The sequence below is a fragment of the Collinsella sp. An2 genome, from assembly GCF_002160065.1.
GTDB lineage: Bacteria > Actinomycetota > Coriobacteriia > Coriobacteriales > Coriobacteriaceae > Limicola.
On sequence record NZ_NFJW01000011.1, the window covers coordinates 72,861 to 88,141 of the forward strand.

Annotated in this window: 15 protein-coding genes; 11 read left to right on the forward strand and 4 right to left on the reverse strand. The window is 65.9% G+C overall.

The features are described 5' to 3' along the window. Positions 1-117 precede the first annotated feature (117 nt). Positions 118-666 (reverse strand): biotin transporter BioY, encoded by a 549-nt coding sequence (locus B5F33_RS07970; protein WP_239284958.1) that lies wholly within the window; start codon positions 664-666, stop codon positions 118-120. 235 nt (positions 667-901) lie between these two features. On the opposite strand from B5F33_RS07970, the gene B5F33_RS07975 reads away from it, so the two are divergent. The 11 genes from B5F33_RS07975 to B5F33_RS08025 all read left to right on the forward strand — a co-directional run bounded on the left by B5F33_RS07975 (position 902) and on the right by B5F33_RS08025 (position 11,088). Beyond that, a complete protein-coding gene (locus B5F33_RS07975; RefSeq protein WP_087411272.1) occupies positions 902-1,861 on the forward strand; it encodes a beta-ketoacyl-ACP synthase III in 960 nt (319 codons plus the stop codon). Between the two features lie 115 nt (positions 1,862-1,976). Beyond that, positions 1,977-2,213, forward strand: coding sequence for a phosphopantetheine-binding protein (locus tag B5F33_RS07980; RefSeq protein ID WP_087411273.1), 237 nt, complete (start codon positions 1,977-1,979; stop codon positions 2,211-2,213). A gap of 1 nt (position 2,214) precedes the next feature. After that, on the forward strand, positions 2,215-3,159 hold the full coding sequence (gene fabK / locus B5F33_RS07985; protein WP_087411274.1) for an enoyl-[acyl-carrier-protein] reductase FabK: 945 nt from the start codon (positions 2,215-2,217) through the stop codon (positions 3,157-3,159). After that, positions 3,147-4,103: an ACP S-malonyltransferase gene (locus tag B5F33_RS07990; protein WP_087411275.1), complete on the forward strand. Its 957-nt coding sequence runs from the start codon at positions 3,147-3,149 to the stop codon at positions 4,101-4,103. Before fabK ends, B5F33_RS07990 begins: the two co-directional genes overlap by 13 nt. A gap of 3 nt (positions 4,104-4,106) precedes the next feature. Then, positions 4,107-4,865, forward strand: coding sequence for a 3-oxoacyl-[acyl-carrier-protein] reductase (gene fabG, locus B5F33_RS07995; RefSeq protein WP_087411276.1), 759 nt, complete (start codon positions 4,107-4,109; stop codon positions 4,863-4,865). Positions 4,866-4,996: 131 nt separating this feature from the next. After that, positions 4,997-6,238 carry a beta-ketoacyl-ACP synthase II gene (fabF, locus tag B5F33_RS08000; protein ID WP_087411277.1) on the forward strand — a complete coding sequence of 414 codons (1,242 nt, stop codon included), beginning with the start codon at positions 4,997-4,999 and terminating at the stop codon, positions 6,236-6,238. Between the two features lie 2 nt (positions 6,239-6,240). Beyond that, on the forward strand, positions 6,241-6,759 hold the full coding sequence (gene accB / locus B5F33_RS08005) for an acetyl-CoA carboxylase biotin carboxyl carrier protein (protein WP_087411278.1): 519 nt from the start codon (positions 6,241-6,243) through the stop codon (positions 6,757-6,759). After that, positions 6,756-7,193, forward strand: a complete 438-nt coding sequence (gene fabZ, locus B5F33_RS08010) for a 3-hydroxyacyl-ACP dehydratase FabZ (RefSeq protein WP_087411279.1) — start codon at positions 6,756-6,758, stop codon at positions 7,191-7,193. The genes accB and fabZ overlap by 4 nt, the downstream gene beginning before the upstream one ends. A 13-nt stretch (positions 7,194-7,206) precedes the next feature. Beyond that, entirely contained in the window at positions 7,207-8,547 is a 1,341-nt protein-coding gene (locus B5F33_RS08015; RefSeq protein WP_087411280.1) for an acetyl-CoA carboxylase biotin carboxylase subunit, read from the forward strand. Continuing rightward, positions 8,537-10,264, forward strand: a complete 1,728-nt coding sequence (gene accD / locus B5F33_RS08020) for an acetyl-CoA carboxylase, carboxyltransferase subunit beta (protein ID WP_087411281.1) — start codon at positions 8,537-8,539, stop codon at positions 10,262-10,264. The genes B5F33_RS08015 and accD overlap by 11 nt, the downstream gene beginning before the upstream one ends. Next, the gene (locus B5F33_RS08025; RefSeq protein ID WP_158095343.1) at positions 10,249-11,088 is read left to right on the forward strand and encodes a DegV family protein; all 840 of its coding nucleotides are present in this window, start codon (positions 10,249-10,251) and stop codon (positions 11,086-11,088) included. The genes accD and B5F33_RS08025 overlap by 16 nt, the downstream gene beginning before the upstream one ends. A 91-nt stretch (positions 11,089-11,179) precedes the next feature. Here the strand turns inward: B5F33_RS08025 and uvrB are convergent, their stop codons facing one another. The 3 genes from uvrB to coaE form a co-directional block, all read right to left on the reverse strand. Further along, on the reverse strand, positions 11,180-13,423 hold the full coding sequence (gene uvrB / locus B5F33_RS08030; RefSeq protein WP_087411283.1) for an excinuclease ABC subunit UvrB: 2,244 nt from the start codon (positions 13,421-13,423) through the stop codon (positions 11,180-11,182). 144 nt (positions 13,424-13,567) lie between these two features. Next, on the reverse strand, positions 13,568-14,152 hold the full coding sequence (locus B5F33_RS08035; protein WP_087411284.1) for a lytic transglycosylase domain-containing protein: 585 nt from the start codon (positions 14,150-14,152) through the stop codon (positions 13,568-13,570). Continuing rightward, a complete protein-coding gene (gene coaE, locus B5F33_RS08040) occupies positions 14,145-14,870 on the reverse strand; it encodes a dephospho-CoA kinase (RefSeq protein WP_087411285.1) in 726 nt (241 codons plus the stop codon). The genes B5F33_RS08035 and coaE overlap by 8 nt, the downstream gene beginning before the upstream one ends. Positions 14,871-15,281 lie beyond the last annotated feature (411 nt).

The window sequence follows — 15,281 nt, forward strand, 5'->3', positions numbered from 1 at the left end:
CCCCTCTGCTATACGGGCGACGCCTGCAGGCGCCGCTCCTTCCCTCCATGGGCGCCATTATATCATCGGCGGCATGCACGCAGACCAGCGCCTGCTCAGGCGGTCGCCAGCGCTTGCTCAGGCGGTCGCCCCGCGCGACGCCGAAAGCGCATGGCGCACCGCAGTTCCCAGCGCGGCACCGCAGGCGAGCTTCACCACGTCGGGAACCACAAACGGCACGACGCACAGCGCAAGCGCCGCCGCGACGTCAGAGCCGGACGACACCACGAACCACGCGGTACCCAGCCCGTACGAGGCTGCCAGCAGCAGCACGAGGGCGAGCGGCAGGCGAACAGCATGCGGCAAAGCCCGCGCATCGCGCACAAGCGTTGCCAAAATCTCGCCGACAAGAAAACCGATCAGGTAGCCGCCCGTAGGGCCGCCAAGCACGCCCACGCCAGCCGCAAGCCCGGCAAACACCGGTAGCCCGATAGCGCCCAGCAGCAGATAGATCCCGACCGCCCATGCGGCAAGATGGCCCGAAAGCACCACGGGCAGCATGGCGAGAACCATGGTCTGCAGCGTAAAGGGAACCGGCCCCAGCGGAATGCTCACCCAGGCGCTCACCGCAAGCAGCGCCACACACACCGCGACGCGGGCGGTCTCGTGCGAATTCATCGTTGTCATAACTGCGTCCTTCCCTGACGCTCACACCGCCTGTGACCTCCAGGCGCTTGTGAAGCGACTATGACGATTCGGCGTAATTGTACCCTCGCGCATTCGCGGCGGCCAACTGTTTGATACCGTATCAACGGTTGACATTAATTGATTTATCGTCAACAGACCAGGGGAAACCTGGAGGCGAGCAAGGCCGACCGGCAAGCTGCTGCCGGCGGAATCGAGGGGAGAAGGAGGGGCTTTCATGTCCTTTCGTATCATCGGAACGGGTTCCGCCCTGCCCGAGCGCATCGTCACCAACGACGAGCTCTCGACGTTCCTCGACACGAGCGACGAATGGATCCGTACCCGTACGGGCATCCGCGAGCGCCGCGTCATAAGCACCGAATCGCTCGACGACCTCGCCGTCGCCGCGAGCCAACGCGCCCTCGAGGCAGCCGGAATCGAAGCGTCCGACCTGGACCTCATCGTATGCTCCACCACCACCTCTGATCATATCATGCCCGGCCAGGGCTGTGCGGTCGCCGCTCAGATCGGCGCCACCTGCCCGGCGTTCGACCTGTCCGCAGCCTGCGCAGGCTTCGTCTTCGCGCTCGACGTGGCTGACGGTTGGTTCGCCCGCGGACGCGCCAAGCGCGTGCTCATCATCGCCGCCGAGGAGATGTCGCGTCTCATCGACTGGGAGGACCGCGCCACATGCGTGCTCTTTGGCGACGGCGCGGCGGCATGCGTGGTCGAGGCGGCCGAAGACGGGCTGCTCGCCATGGACCTTGCCACCTCGCCCGATATGCGCGCCCTCGCCGTCCCCGGCATCGGCGGCAACTCCCCCTTCAAGGAGGGCGAGCGCCCGGCAAGCGTACTTGCCATGGAGGGCCAGCGCGTGTTCAAGTTCGGCGTCACCACCATCTGCAGCGCCGTGAAGCGCCTCTGCATGGAAGCCGGCATCGAAGTCGCCGACATCGATCATTTCGTGTTCCATCAAGCTAACGAGCGCATTCTCTCCGCCGCCGTCTCGCGGCTGGGGCTCGATGACGCCAAGGTGGGCCGCACGCTCGAGACCTGCGGCAACATCTCAAGCGCCTGCATCCCGCTCACGCTGGACAACCTTGCACGGTCGGGCGCGCTTGCGTCCGGCGACCTCGTCGCCATCGTGGGCTTCGGCGCCGGCCTCGACACCGGCTCGTGCCTCCTGCGCTGGGCATAGGAACCGGCGCAGCCCCTCTTCGCCCCTTCGGGCGGCCCTCGCGGCGGGTCGAGCCGCGCAACCATTGCCCCCATGCGCCAAAGGGCGCCTGGACGATACAAAAAGGAGAACCATCATGGCAGAATCCACCACCTTCGACCGCGTCTGCGACATCATCCGCGAGAACGGCGGCGCCGGCGACATCGAGCTCACGCTTGACACCAAGCTGGCCGACGCCGGCCTGGACAGCCTCTCCACCGTTGAGGCCGTCATCGCCTGCGAGGACGAGTTCGGCATCGAGATCGAGACCGAGCAGAACCCCACCACCGTGGGTGAGTTCGTCGAGCTCGTCGACTCCCTGATGGAGAAATAACATGCTGCATACTGCTATCTGTGACATTCTGGGCATTGAAAAGCCCGTGTTTCAGGGTGGCATGGCCTGGATCGCCGACGCGAGCCTCGCGTCGGCGGTCTCCGAGGCCGGTGGCCTCGGCATCATCGCCGCCATGAACGCCAACGCCGATTGGCTGCGCAACGAGATCCACGAGCTGCGCAAGAAGACCGACAAGCCCTTCGGTGTGAACGTGATGCTCATGAGCCCGTTCGCCGACGAGGTCGCCCAGGTGGTCATCGACGAGCATGTCCCCGTCGTGGTCACGGGCGCCGGCAACCCCACCAAGTACATGAAGGCCTGGGAGGCTGCGGGTATCAAGGTGATTCCCGTCGTCGCTTCCGTGGGTCTTGCGCGTCTCGTCGAGCGCGCCGGCGCCACCGCCGTGGTGGCCGAGGGCGGCGAGTCCGGCGGACACGTGGGCGAGGCCTCGACCATGGCGCTCGTCCCGCAGGTCGTCGACGCGGTGAAGATCCCCGTCATCGCCGCCGGCGGCATCGGCGACGGCCGCGGTGTGGCTGCTGCCCTCATGCTGGGCGCCCAGGGCGTCCAGGTGGGCACCCGATTCCTGGTGGCCGACGAGTGCACGGTCTCCGAGGAGTACAAGGAGCGCGTGCTCAAGGCCAAGGACATCTCGACCATCGTCACTGGCCGTCGCACCGGCCATGCCGTCCGCTGCCTCAAGACCCCCTTCACCACCACCTACGCCAAGAAGGAAAACGACGGCGCTCCCATTGAGGAGCTCGAGCAGATGGGCGCCGGCGCGCTGCGCAAGGCCGCCAAGGATGGCAACTACGACGAGGGCTCGTTCATGTGCGGCCAGATCGCCGGCATGGTGCATGAGCGTCAGACCGCCCTCGAGATTGTCGACGATTTGGTCAACGGTGCCGAGAAGCTCCTGAAGGAGGCCCCCGCATGGGTCAAGTAGCCTTCCTCTTTGCCGGCCAGGGCGCCCAGCATCCCGGCATGTGCGCCGCGCTCGCTGAGCGCGAGCCTGCGGCCCGCGCCGTCTTCGACGCGGCCGATGCGGCCCGCCCCGGCACGAGCGCCCAGTGCTTCGAAGGCACCCAGGAGGAGCTCAACGAGACCGCCAACACCCAGCCCTGCGTCTTCGCCGCCGACCTTGCCTGCGCCCGCGCGCTCGAGGCCCGCGGTGTGACGCCGGCTGCGGTCGCCGGCTTCTCGCTCGGCGAGGTGGCCGCGCTCACCTTCGCCGGCGCCTATACCGACACCGACGGCTTCGCGCTCGTCTGCCACCGCGCCGAACTCATGTCCGACGCGGCCGCCAAGCATCCCGGCGCCATGCGAGCCATCCTCAAGCTTGACGCGCCGACGGTCGAGAACCTGGCCGAGCAGGCCGGCGAGGCCTGGCCCGTCAACTACAACAGCCCGCAGCAGACCGTGGTCGCCGGCGCGCCCGAGGCCCTCGAGAAGCTTGACGCGCTCGTCCGCGGCGCCAAGGGCCGCTCGATGCCCGTGGCCGTCTCCGGCGCGTTCCACAGCCCGTATATGGCCGAGGCCTCTGAGGGCTTGGCCACCTACCTGGCCGATCATGCCCCCGCGGCGCCGCGCATCCCCGTGATCGCCAACCGCACGGCAGAAGCCTACCCCGCCGGCGACGCCGCTGAGGATGCCGCCGCACGCGCCGAGCTGCTCTCCGAACAGGTATCCCACCCCGTCCAGTGGGTGCGCACCCTCCAGGAGCTCGAGCAGCGCGGCATCGACACCTTCGTCGAGGTGGGCCCGGGCAAGACCCTCACCGGCCTGGTGAAGCGCACTCTCAAGGACGTGACGGCGCTTACCTGCGAGACCCCCGAGCAGCTTGACGCGGTCCTCGCAGAGCTGGGCATCGACACGCAGAAGGAGGCCTAGCCCATGGCTACCACCGAGAACACCGAGGCGCGCCGCTGTGCGCTCGTGACGGGCGGCTCCCGCGGCATCGGCCGCGCCGTCTGCCTTGAGCTTGCGCGCGCCGGCATGGACATCGCCGTCATCTACGCCGGCAACGAGGAGGCCGCCCAGGCCACCGTCGCCGCCGTTGAGGAGCTGGGTTCGACCGCGCGCGCCTACCGCTGCGACGTGAGCTCCGCCGACGAGGTCGATGCCACGGTCAAGCAGGTCATCGCCGATTTCGGCGGCGTGTGGACACTCGTCAACAACGCCGGCGTCACGCGCGACACGCTCCTCGCCCGCATGAAGGAAGAGGACTTCGACCGCGTGCTCGACGTCAACCTCAAGGGCACCTACCACATGGTGCGCGCCCTCACGCGGCAGTTCATGCGCCAGCGCGGCGGCCGCATCATCAACATGAGCTCCGTCGTGGGCCTTATGGGCAACGCGGGCCAGGTCAACTACGCCGCTTCCAAGGCGGGTGTGATCGGCCTCACCAAGTCCGTCGCCCGCGAGCTCGCCGGCCGCAACGTCACGGTCAACGCCGTGGCTCCCGGCTTCGTGGAGACCGACATGACCGCCAACCTCCCCGAGGCCGCCCGCGAGCAGTACGAGCACCAGATTCCGCTCGGCCGCCTGGCAAGCGCCGATGAGGTGGCCGCCCTCGTAGGCTTTTTGGCGAGCGACGCCGCCGCTTACATCACCGGCGAGGTCATCCGCGTCGACGGCGGCATGGCGATGTAGCAGGCTCCGGCCACCCCTGTCTGACAATGGGGACGGGTCCATTTGTCAGACGCGCATGCTCCCGTCACGGAACGAACGGTCTGACAAATGGACCCGTCCCCATTGTCAGGCGCTCCTAAAGGAGATTGAACATGGAACACAGAGTGGTCGTCACCGGCATGGGCGCCGTCACGCCCGTGGGCAACAGTGCTCCCGAGACCTGGGAGGCGTTCGTTGCCGGCAAGAACGGCATCGATACCATCACGCGCTTCGACACGTCGGACCTCAAGGTCACCGTCGCCGGCGAGGTCAAGGACCTCGACTGCGCCGAGCGCCTGGGCTGCAACACGCGCCACATGGATCTCTTCGTCCAGTACGCGCTCGTTGCCGCCGACGAGGCCGCCGCACAGGCAGGCCTTGACGTCGAGGGCGCCTTCGACCGCGACCGCGTGGGCGTCTACGTGGGGTCGGGCATCGGCGGCATGCGCTCGTACACCGAAAACGTCGACACCATGCGCGCCCGCGGCGCACGTCGCGTCTCGCCCTTCATGATCCCCATGATGATCGCGAACATGGCAGCCGGCGAGATCGCCATCCGCCAGAAGCTTTACGGCCCCACCCTGCCCGTGGTGACCGCCTGTGCCACCTCCGCCCACACCATCGGCGAGGCCTTCCGTGCCATCAAGCACGGCTATGCCGACGCCATCCTCGCAGGCGGCGCCGAGGGCGCGCTCGTGCCCGAGGCCGTGGCAGGCTTCACCAACGCCAAGGCGCTCACCAAAAACCCCGACCCCCAGACCGCCTGCCGTCCGTTTGACGCAGGCCGCGACGGCTTCGTCATGGGCGAGGGTGCAGGCATCGTGGTGCTCGAGGAGCTCGAGCACGCCCGTGCCCGTGGCGCGCAGATCCTGGCCGAGGTCGTAGGCTACGGCAACACCTGCGACGGCTACCACATCACGAGCCCCGACCCCGAGTCGCGCGGCATCACCCGCGCCATCGCCGAGGCTATCGAAGGCACCGGCCTCGATGCGGCCGAGGGCCTCTACATCAATGCCCACGGCACCTCGACCAAGCTCAACGATGCATCCGAGACCCGCGGCTTCAAGCTTGCCCTGGGCGAGGAGGCCGCGCGCAAGGCCCATATCTCGTCGACCAAGTCGATGACCGGCCACATGCTTGGCGCGACGGGCGCCGTCGAGGCCATCGCCTGCATCGATGCGATTCGCGAGGGAGCCATCCCGCCGACGATCCATTACGCCGAGCCCGATCCGGACTGCGATCTTGATTACACCCCCAACCAGGCCGTACATGCCCAGGTGCGCTGGGCGCTCTCCACGAACCTTGGGTTCGGCGGACACAACGCGGCGCTGGCGTTCAAAGCATACGAGGACTAACTATGCACATCGATTCTAAGAAACTTGACGAGGTCGCCGCGCTCATGGAGCGCCATGGCCTCTCGCGCGTGCGGATTGCCGAAGAAGACGGTCGCGTCGTAGAGCTTGAGCGTACCGCCCCGCAGCCTGCGCCGGCCGCGCCCGTCGCCCCGGTGATGATGGCCGCGCCCGCAGCCGCTCCTGCTGCCCCTGCTGCCGTGCCTGCCCCCGCCGCTCCGGCAGTCGCCACCGACGCCGAGCCCGCGGACGAGGCACCGCTTGACATGGCGAGCACCCACGAGGTCGCCGCGCCCATGGTCGGCGTGTTCTACGCCGCTCCCTCCCCCGGAGCCGAACCTTTCGTGAAGGTGGGCTCGAAGGTGCGCCGCGGCGACACGCTCTGCGTGATCGAAGCTATGAAGCTCATGAACGAGGTCGTCGCCGAATGCGACGGCGAGGTCGTCGACATCTGCGTGAAAGACGGCGAGCTCGTCGAGTACGGCGCATGCCTCATGAAGATCAACGAGGAGGCGGCCGCATGAACCGCGAAGAGCTGAAGCAGATCCTGCCGCACCGCGAGCCCATGCTCCTGCTGGACGAGGCCGAGGTCGTCGACGGCGAGGCCCACGGCAAGATCACCATTACCGGAGACGAGTTCTTTGTCCAGGGCCACTTCCCGGGCAACCCCGTCGTTCCCGGCGTGATCCTGTGCGAGATGCTCGCCCAGAACTGCTGCGTCCTCATGGGCGACGACCCGGCGCTCAAGGGCGCCACGCCCCTCTACACGAGCTTGGACAAGGTGCGCTTCAAGCACCCCGTTCGCCCGGGCGATACCCTGGAGCTCACCTGCCGTCTCACCCGTGCGCGCGGACCGTTCCGCTTCGCCACCGGCGAAGGGCGCGTAAACGGCACCCTGTGCGTGCAGGCAGAGATGTCCTTCGCGCTCATGCCGCCCGAGACCGGCGCCACCGCCTGATCGGAGCCGTTCCATGTTTAAGAAGATCCTCATCGCGAACCGCGGCGAGATCGCCGTGCGCGTGATCCGTGCCTGCAAGGAGATGGGCGTCGAGACCGTCGCCGTCTACTCCACTGCAGACGCGGACGCGCTGCACGTCGCCCTCGCCGACGAAGCCTATTGCATCGGCGGGCCCCGTCCCCAGGAGAGCTACCTCAACGAGGAGGCCATTCTCACCTGCGCCGTCGCGAGCGGTGCCGCGGCCATTCATCCCGGCTACGGGTTCCTCTCCGAGAACGCGTCGTTCGCCCGCAAATGCCGCGAGTGCGGCCTGGTGTTCATCGGGCCCTCGCCCGAGGTCATCGAACGCATGGGTGACAAGGACGCCGCACGCCGTTGTGCCCGCGACGCCGGCGTGCCCATCGTGCCCGGCTGCGACCTGCTCGCAAGCCCCGAGGACGCCATAGAGGAAGCTGGCCGCATCGGCTGCCCCGTGCTCATCAAGGCGCGTGCCGGCGGCGGCGGGCGTGGCATCCGCCGCGTCGAGCGCCCCGAAGATGCCGGCGCCGCCTTCATGGAGGCCAAGCTCGAGGCCGAGGCCGCTTTCGGCGACGGCGAGTGCTACATGGAGAAGTTCGTACACCCCGCCCACCACGTCGAGGTACAGATCCTTGCGGATACCCATGGCAACGTCGTGGCGCTCGGCGAACGCGAATGCTCCGTGCAGCGCCGCAACCAGAAACTTCTCGAGGAGAGCCCCGCGCCCTGCCTTGAAGGCCGCGACGACATTCGCCGTCACATGTATCAGGCCGCCTGCGACCTGGCACGTGCGACCGGATACGTTGGCGCCGGCACCATCGAGTACCTCTACGCCGATGACGGCAACTTCTACTTCATGGAAATGAACACGCGTCTGCAGGTCGAGCACCCCGTCACCGAGTTCGTGACCGACGTCGACCTCGTGAAGTGGCAGCTGCGCGTGGCCGCTGGTGCCGAGCTGCCCTTCACCCAAGACGATATCCACATCACGAAACACGCCATCGAGTGCCGCATCAACGCCGAGGACGCGCAGTTCCGCCCTTCCTGCGGCACCGTGCACATGCTGCACGTGCCCAACGGCCCGTGGGTCCGCTTCGACTCCGCGCTCTACCCCGGCGCCGTCGTGCCACCCTACTACGATTCGATGCTCGGCAAGCTCATCGTATGCTCCCCCACCCGTGAAGAGGCCATTCGCAAGATGCGCTCCGCGCTCTCCGAGCTCATGGTCGAGGGCGTTCAGGAAAACAGCGACCTGCAGCTGGACATCCTCTCCAATCCCGAGTTCCTCTCGGGTATCTACCACACCGATTTGATGGAGCACCTCTATGAGAGCTAAGCGAAACGGCGTGAACAAGCTCGAGGGGCCCGTGACTGACGTCCCCGTGGAGCTGCCGCCCCGCCATCTATACGTGAAATGCCCCAGCTGCCGCCGCATCATCGACCAGGAGCAGCTCGACGCCGGCCTCGACGTATGCCCGCGCTGCGGACACCACATGCGCATCGGCGCCCGCAAGCGCATCGCGCTCACCGTGGACGCCGGCAGCTTCGAAGAATGGGATGCCGACCTCGCGGCAACCGACTTCCTGTCCTTCCCCGGCTACGCCGAGAAGCTCGCTGCCGCGCGTGCCAAGACCGGCGAGAGCGACGCCGTCGTGTGCGGCCGCGCCTCCATCGGTGGTGCGCCCTGCGTGATCTTCGTCATGAACGGCGACTTCATGATGGGCTCCATGGGAGCCGTCGTGGGCGAGAAGATCTGCCGTGCCTTCGAGCGCGCGATCGACCTACGCCTGCCTGTGGTGGGCTTCACCGTCTCGGGCGGCGCCCGCATGCAGGAGGGCACCACCTCGCTCATGCAGATGGCCAAGGTCTCCGGCGCGGTGCTGCGCCATCGCGAGGCAGGCCTCCCCTACCTGGTCATGCTCACCGACCCCACCACCGGCGGCGTCACGGCGAGCTTCGCCATGGAGGGTGACGTCATCATCGCCGAGCACGACGCGCTTGTCGCTTTCGCAGGCCCGCGCGTGGTGGAGCAGACCACCCATAAGCGCCTGCCCGCAGGCTTCCAGCGCGCCGAGTTCCTGCTCGACCACGGGTTTGTCGACATGGTCGTCGACCGCCCCAACGTGCCGTCGGTGCTCTCCGAGCTGCTCCACCTACTCTCGGGCGAAACGCCGGCTGCAGGCTCTCTCCACAGCCTTGCACACCTGCCGGGCGGCCACGGCAAGCGCGGTAGTCGCCACAAGCGCCTGCCCGCCCCGAAGACGCCCTGGGACGTGGTGCGCAACGCCCGCTCCGCCGACCGCCCCACCTGCCTTGAGATCATCGAGCGCTCGCTCGACGGCTTCATCGAGCTCCACGGCGACCGCCGCTTTGGCGACGACCACGCCATCGTGGCCGGCCTGGGCTGGGTCGACGGGCGCGTGGTCGCCATCGCCTGCACCGAGCGCGGCCGCAGCACCAAGGAGCGCGTGGACCGCAACTTCGGATCGGCAAACCCCGAGGGCTATCGCAAGGCACGCCGCATCATGCTGCTCGCCGAGCGCTTCGGCCTGCCCATGGTATGCCTCGTCGACACCTCGGGCGCCTACTGCGGCATCGGTGCCGAAGAGCGCGGGCAGGGCGAGGCCATCGCGACCAACCTCGTCACCATGTCCGGCCTGCGCACGCCTATCGTGAGCGTCGTCGTGGGCGAGGGCGGCAGCGGCGGCGCGCTCGCGCTCGCCGTGGCGGACCGCGTCCTCATGCTGGGCAATGCCGCCTACTCCGTCGTAAGCCCCGAGGGATGCGCCTCCATCCTCTGGAAGAAGACCAACCGCGCACCCGACGCTGCGGAGGCCCTGGGCCTTACCGCCGACACGCTCTCGAGCCTCGGCGTCGTCGACGGCGTGATCGAGGATGCCGACCTCGACGCTGCAGAGCTGGCCGACCGCGTATGGCACCGTATCGAGCGCGAACTCGACGAGCTCGATACCAAGACCGCGGACGAGCTGGTCGAAACGCGCCAGCAGAAGTTCCGCGCCATGGGAACGGGGGTCATATGCTCGCTATCGTGACCGACTCCACCTGCGCGCTCACGCGCCACGAGGCGGAGCTTCTGGGGGTAGAAGTCATCCCCATGACCTACATCGTCGATGGACGCCGGCTGCGCGAACAGCCTCTTGGCGAAAACGGAGAATACGCTGAGATGCTCCAGAAGGCCTCTTCAGCCTCAACCGAGGCCGTGCGTACCCTCGCCTTCGCAAAGGCCTTTCAGCGCCAGCTGAAGGCCGGAAACGACGTTTTGTGCCTTACCATCTCATCCCGTCTTTCGGGAACCTACCGCAGCGCGGTCGAGGCAGCCAAGATCTGCAACGGGCCGCGCGGCGAGGGCGACGTACGCGTGGAGGTCGTCGATTCGTGGTGCACCGCGGGAGCGCTTGAGTTCCTGGTGCGCCGCGCCTGCCGGCTCGCTCGCGAGGGACAGCCCCTCTCGGCAGTCGTCGCCGACCTGCTGGCAAGCCGCGCCGCCCAGGATGTCGTCTTCAGCGTGCCGGATATGGCCATCCTGCGCAGCAGCGGCCGCCTCGGCGCGGTCCGCAGGTCGCTCGGAACCGTACTCAACCGTTATCCCGTCATGCACCTGTCCGAGGGCGCCGTGGAACCCCTTTGCCGCGCCCGCGGCACGCGCGGGGTCGCGCGCGCCATGGTGGACGCCGTACCCGAAGGTGCCACCCAGTTCATCATCTCCCACTTTGGGATGCGTGGCCTCGAGATCCAGCACCTCATGCTCGCCCTGCGCGACCGCTTCCCACATGCCACCGTGCATGTGAAGGACGGCGGCCCGGTGCTCGCCGTGAACATCGGCGTTGGATCCATGGGCCTGGCATGGTCCTTCTAACGCACGCTCCAGCCTCTATAGCCGCGCTGATACGCGAAACGCAGCGGCCCCCGAATCGGGGGCCGTTTTTTGTCGAGGTTTGCTCGAGCCGTTAGTGCTTGCTCTTCCAGCCTTGGCGCTTGCGACCGCCGCCGAAAACGCTGCCCTTGCGCGCGTCGCGACGCAGACGCTCCATGATCTCTTCCTCGGTTCCGCCCTCGACGATAGCCTTGAGGTGCACGATGTTGTCGCGCAGACGCGCGGCCTCTTCGAAGTCCATGGCCTGCGACGCGGTGCGCATGTCGTCCTCCATGGTGGCGATAATGCGCAGCAGCTCGTCTTTGGGCAGATTCGAGAGCTCCTCGGCAAGCTGCTGGCCGGCCGACGCTGCAACGCCGGGCGCTGCATCGGCGCCGTCCCCCGCCGGCGTGAAGAACTCGCCATGCCCCAGCGAGTCTCCGCGCGACCGATCGCGGCGTCCCACGTTGTCCTCCGCCTCGGCGATAAAACTCGAGATATCGTTGATGGCCTTGCGCACCGTCTTGGGCTCGATGCCATGGTCCTCGTTGAACTTCATCTGGATGGCGCGGCGTCGGTTCGTCTCATCGATGGCCTCGCGCATGGAATCCGTGATGACGTCGGCATACATGATGACCTCACCGTCGGCGTTGCGCGCGGCGCGGCCGATCGTCTGGATGAGCGAGCGCCGGTTGCGAAGGAACCCCTCTTTGTCCGCATCGAGAATCGCCACGAGGGAGACTTCGGGCAAGTCGAGGCCCTCGCGCAGCAGGTTGATGCCCACGAGCACGTCGATCTTCCCCTGACGCAGGTCGCGCAGAATCTCTACGCGGTCCATGGTCGCCGTATCCGAATGCATGTAGTTGACCTTGATGCCCGCGTCGAGCAGGTGATCGGTCAGGTCTTCGGCCATGCGCTTGGTAAGCGTGGTCACCAGCACGCGCTCGTGGCGCGCCACACGCGTTCGAATCTCGTCCAGCAGGTCGTCGATCTGCCCGCGCACCGGGCGCACATCGATCTTTGGATCGAGCAGGCCCGTGGGACGAATGATCTGTTCTACGTTGTTCTGGCTCACGCGCAGCTCGTAGTCACCCGGGGTTGCAGAGACATAGATGAACTGCGGAATGCGCGCTTCAAACTCGTCGAAACGCAGCGGGCGGTTGTCGAGCGCCGACGGCAGACGGAAGCCGTGCTCCACGAGCGTCACCTTGCGCGAACGATCGCCTTCATGCATGCCGCGAATCTGCGGCACCGTGACGTGGCTCTCGTCGATGATGCAGAGCATGTCCTTCGGGAAATAGTCGATGAGCGTGAAGGGCGGCTCACCCGGCTTGCGTCCGTCGAGGTGGCGCGAGTAGTTCTCGATGCCGTTGCAGTAACCCATGGTCTCGAGCATCTCGAGGTCGTAGTCCGTACGCTGCTGCAGGCGCTGGGCCTCGAGCAGCTTGTCGTTCTCCTTGAGCTCGGCAACGCGGTGTTCAAGCTCTTCTTCGATCGTCTTCAACGCCTTGGTGACCTTTGGCTTTTCGGTCACGTAGTGCGATGCGGGCCACACGGGAATGGCGTCGTACTCGCGCAGGATCTCTCCGGTCACCTCGTCGATCTCGGCGATGAGCTCGACCTCGTCGCCAAAGAATTCAAACCGCAGCGGATGCTCGGCATAGGGCGGGAACACATCGACCACGTCACCGCGCACGCGGAACGTGCCGCGCGCAAGGTCGAAGTCGTTGCGGTCGTATTGGATGTCGATGAGCGCATGGATGAAGTCGTCGCGCTCAAGCGGCTCCTTCTTGTCGACGTTGGGCGCAAGGCCCGCGTAGTCCTCGGGCGAGCCGATACCGTAGATGCACGAGACGCTCGCCACCACGATGACGTCGCGACGGCTTAGCAGCTGGGCGGTCGCCTGGTGGCGCAGCATCTCCACCTCCTCGTTGATGGAGGCGTCTTTTTCGATATAGGTGTCGCTCTGCGGCACATAGGCCTCGGGCTGATAGTAGTCGTAGTACGAGACGAAGTACACGACGGCGTTATGGGGGAAGAACTCCTTGAGCTCGCTCGCCAGCTGGGCGGCAAGGGTCTTGTTGGGTGCCATGACCAGCGTCGGCTTGCCAAGGGCTTCAATGGTCTTAGCCATGGTATAGGTCTTACCCGAGCCGGTAACGCCCAGCAGGACCTGATACCGGTCGCCGTCCTGGACCCCCTTCACGAGTGACGCGATGGCCTGCGGCTGGTCTCCAGCAGGTTCATAGGGGCTTACGACCTCAAAGTGCGCAGGCTCGCCCGAGACGCCAAAGCGTCGAAGCTCGCCGCCGACGCGCTCAACCTCAAAAGCCTCCATGGCACCTCCTACAATCCGGAAATCGGCACAACAGCATACAGCGATATACCCATCTCGCAACACGCCGACACAGCTATGACGCATTGCAGGCGCATACGCCGCGCAACAAAATCGCCCGCCCTCGAACGAGAGGACGGGCGAAGCCTAGGAAAGAAAGCTGTTGGGATACAGGTCCTCATAGCGCTCTTGGGCCGTGGTGACCCTGAAGAGATACGCCTGGGTCTCGGGGAAGGTGATGGCGTTGTGCAGCGCCGTATCCTCCTCGGCCCAATCATCAACGTTGCCCATGCCGGCGTTATAGGCAGCGATGGCGCGATCTGTGGCACCGTTGAAGTACTGGAGCAGATACGACAGATACGCGCAGCCAAACTCGATGTTCGTGCGCGCGTCAAACAGGTCGTCGGCCGAATATCGCGAGCCATCGACGATGCCCTTGTCGATCATATCCTGAGCAGTTTCAGGCATGAGCTGCATAAGACCCTCGGCGCCCTTGTTTGAGCGGGCATCCTCGTCCCAATTCGATTCTGTCTTGATGACCGCAGCGACCAGATAGGGATCCACGCCGTGCGCACGGGCAGATTCCACGATGTACTCCTCGTGCTCGAGAGGGTACATGGCCCCGAAAAGCAACGACGGTGCATATGAGAACAGCGCTGCCGCGATACCGAAAACGGCAACCACAAGGAGCGGCAGTGTACGATACCACGCAAACAGACGAGGCCTAGCCATGGACATCGCCTTTCAAGGAAGTGTCCTGCGAAGGCTCAGGCGCAGCTGAGACGGCGTGAGTCAAACGGTCGGTGTCCATGTTGCGCATCGAGGCTACATGGCCACAATCGGCCTCTGGAAGCGTTTCAAGCCATCTATCGAGCTGAGCAAACAGCGAATTGTCAGCGGAGGTATTGTCGATAACAACCGTAGCCATGGAACGAAGCTCGTCCTCAGAGGGCTGACACGCCGAGCGCGCATCAAAGTCATCAGAATCCATACCGCGCTCAATTGCTCGCTCCCGGCGCACCTCCAGTGGCGCCGTAATCGCAAGCACAGCATCAGCAAGCGGAAAGATATCTTGGAACGCACGAGGAACGGAGACCTCGATGACAAGCAGCCCATAGTCAGGAAGGCTCACCGAACAGCAAAGCGACGGCAACAGAATCTCAGACAACCGCTGCTTCAAACGAGGATGAACGATGGCGTTAAGAGACGCAATGGACTCAGGCGTTGAAAAAGCACGCTCGGCAAGCAGCCGCCGCTGAATACCACCCTCAGCATCGAGCACGTCATAGCCAAAGGTCTCAGCAATCTCCTGAACCACATCCGAACCCGGAACATAGAGGTCTTTGGCCCATTGATCCAGGTCGATTCGATGAGCTCCTCGGGACTCGAGATACCGCGTCGCCGTGGACTTACCCGAAGCAATATTGCCTATGACGAAAGCAGCGTACATGTCTTCCTAACGACAGGTTAGCGTTACGTAAGCAGCTTACATCGGCGCACCAGGCCCTTGGCCGTCGCCATAAAAAAACAGGCCCGCGCGGGCGAGCCAATAGGGTCAAAGAATGCGCCGGCGTCCTATTCACGACTTAATGGAATGACCCCCACTCCGCTTCGGCACGACATGGCGGCCGGCACGAAGCGGCCCCGGCGCAGGCCGGGCGGGCCGTCCCGCATGACGGAGGGCCGCGCGGGCCGCGTGGCGGGAACCTCCGCATGTATACGAAAGAAGGGGGGGGGCTCAGAGCCCCTCCCCCCTGCGCGGGCCTCGCGGGCCCTGCGCCGCCCGACGGCCAGCGGCGCCCTGCCCTCCCACGGGCTGTCCCCGCAGTACTCTCGGCGCGAGGGGGCTTAGCTTCCGGGT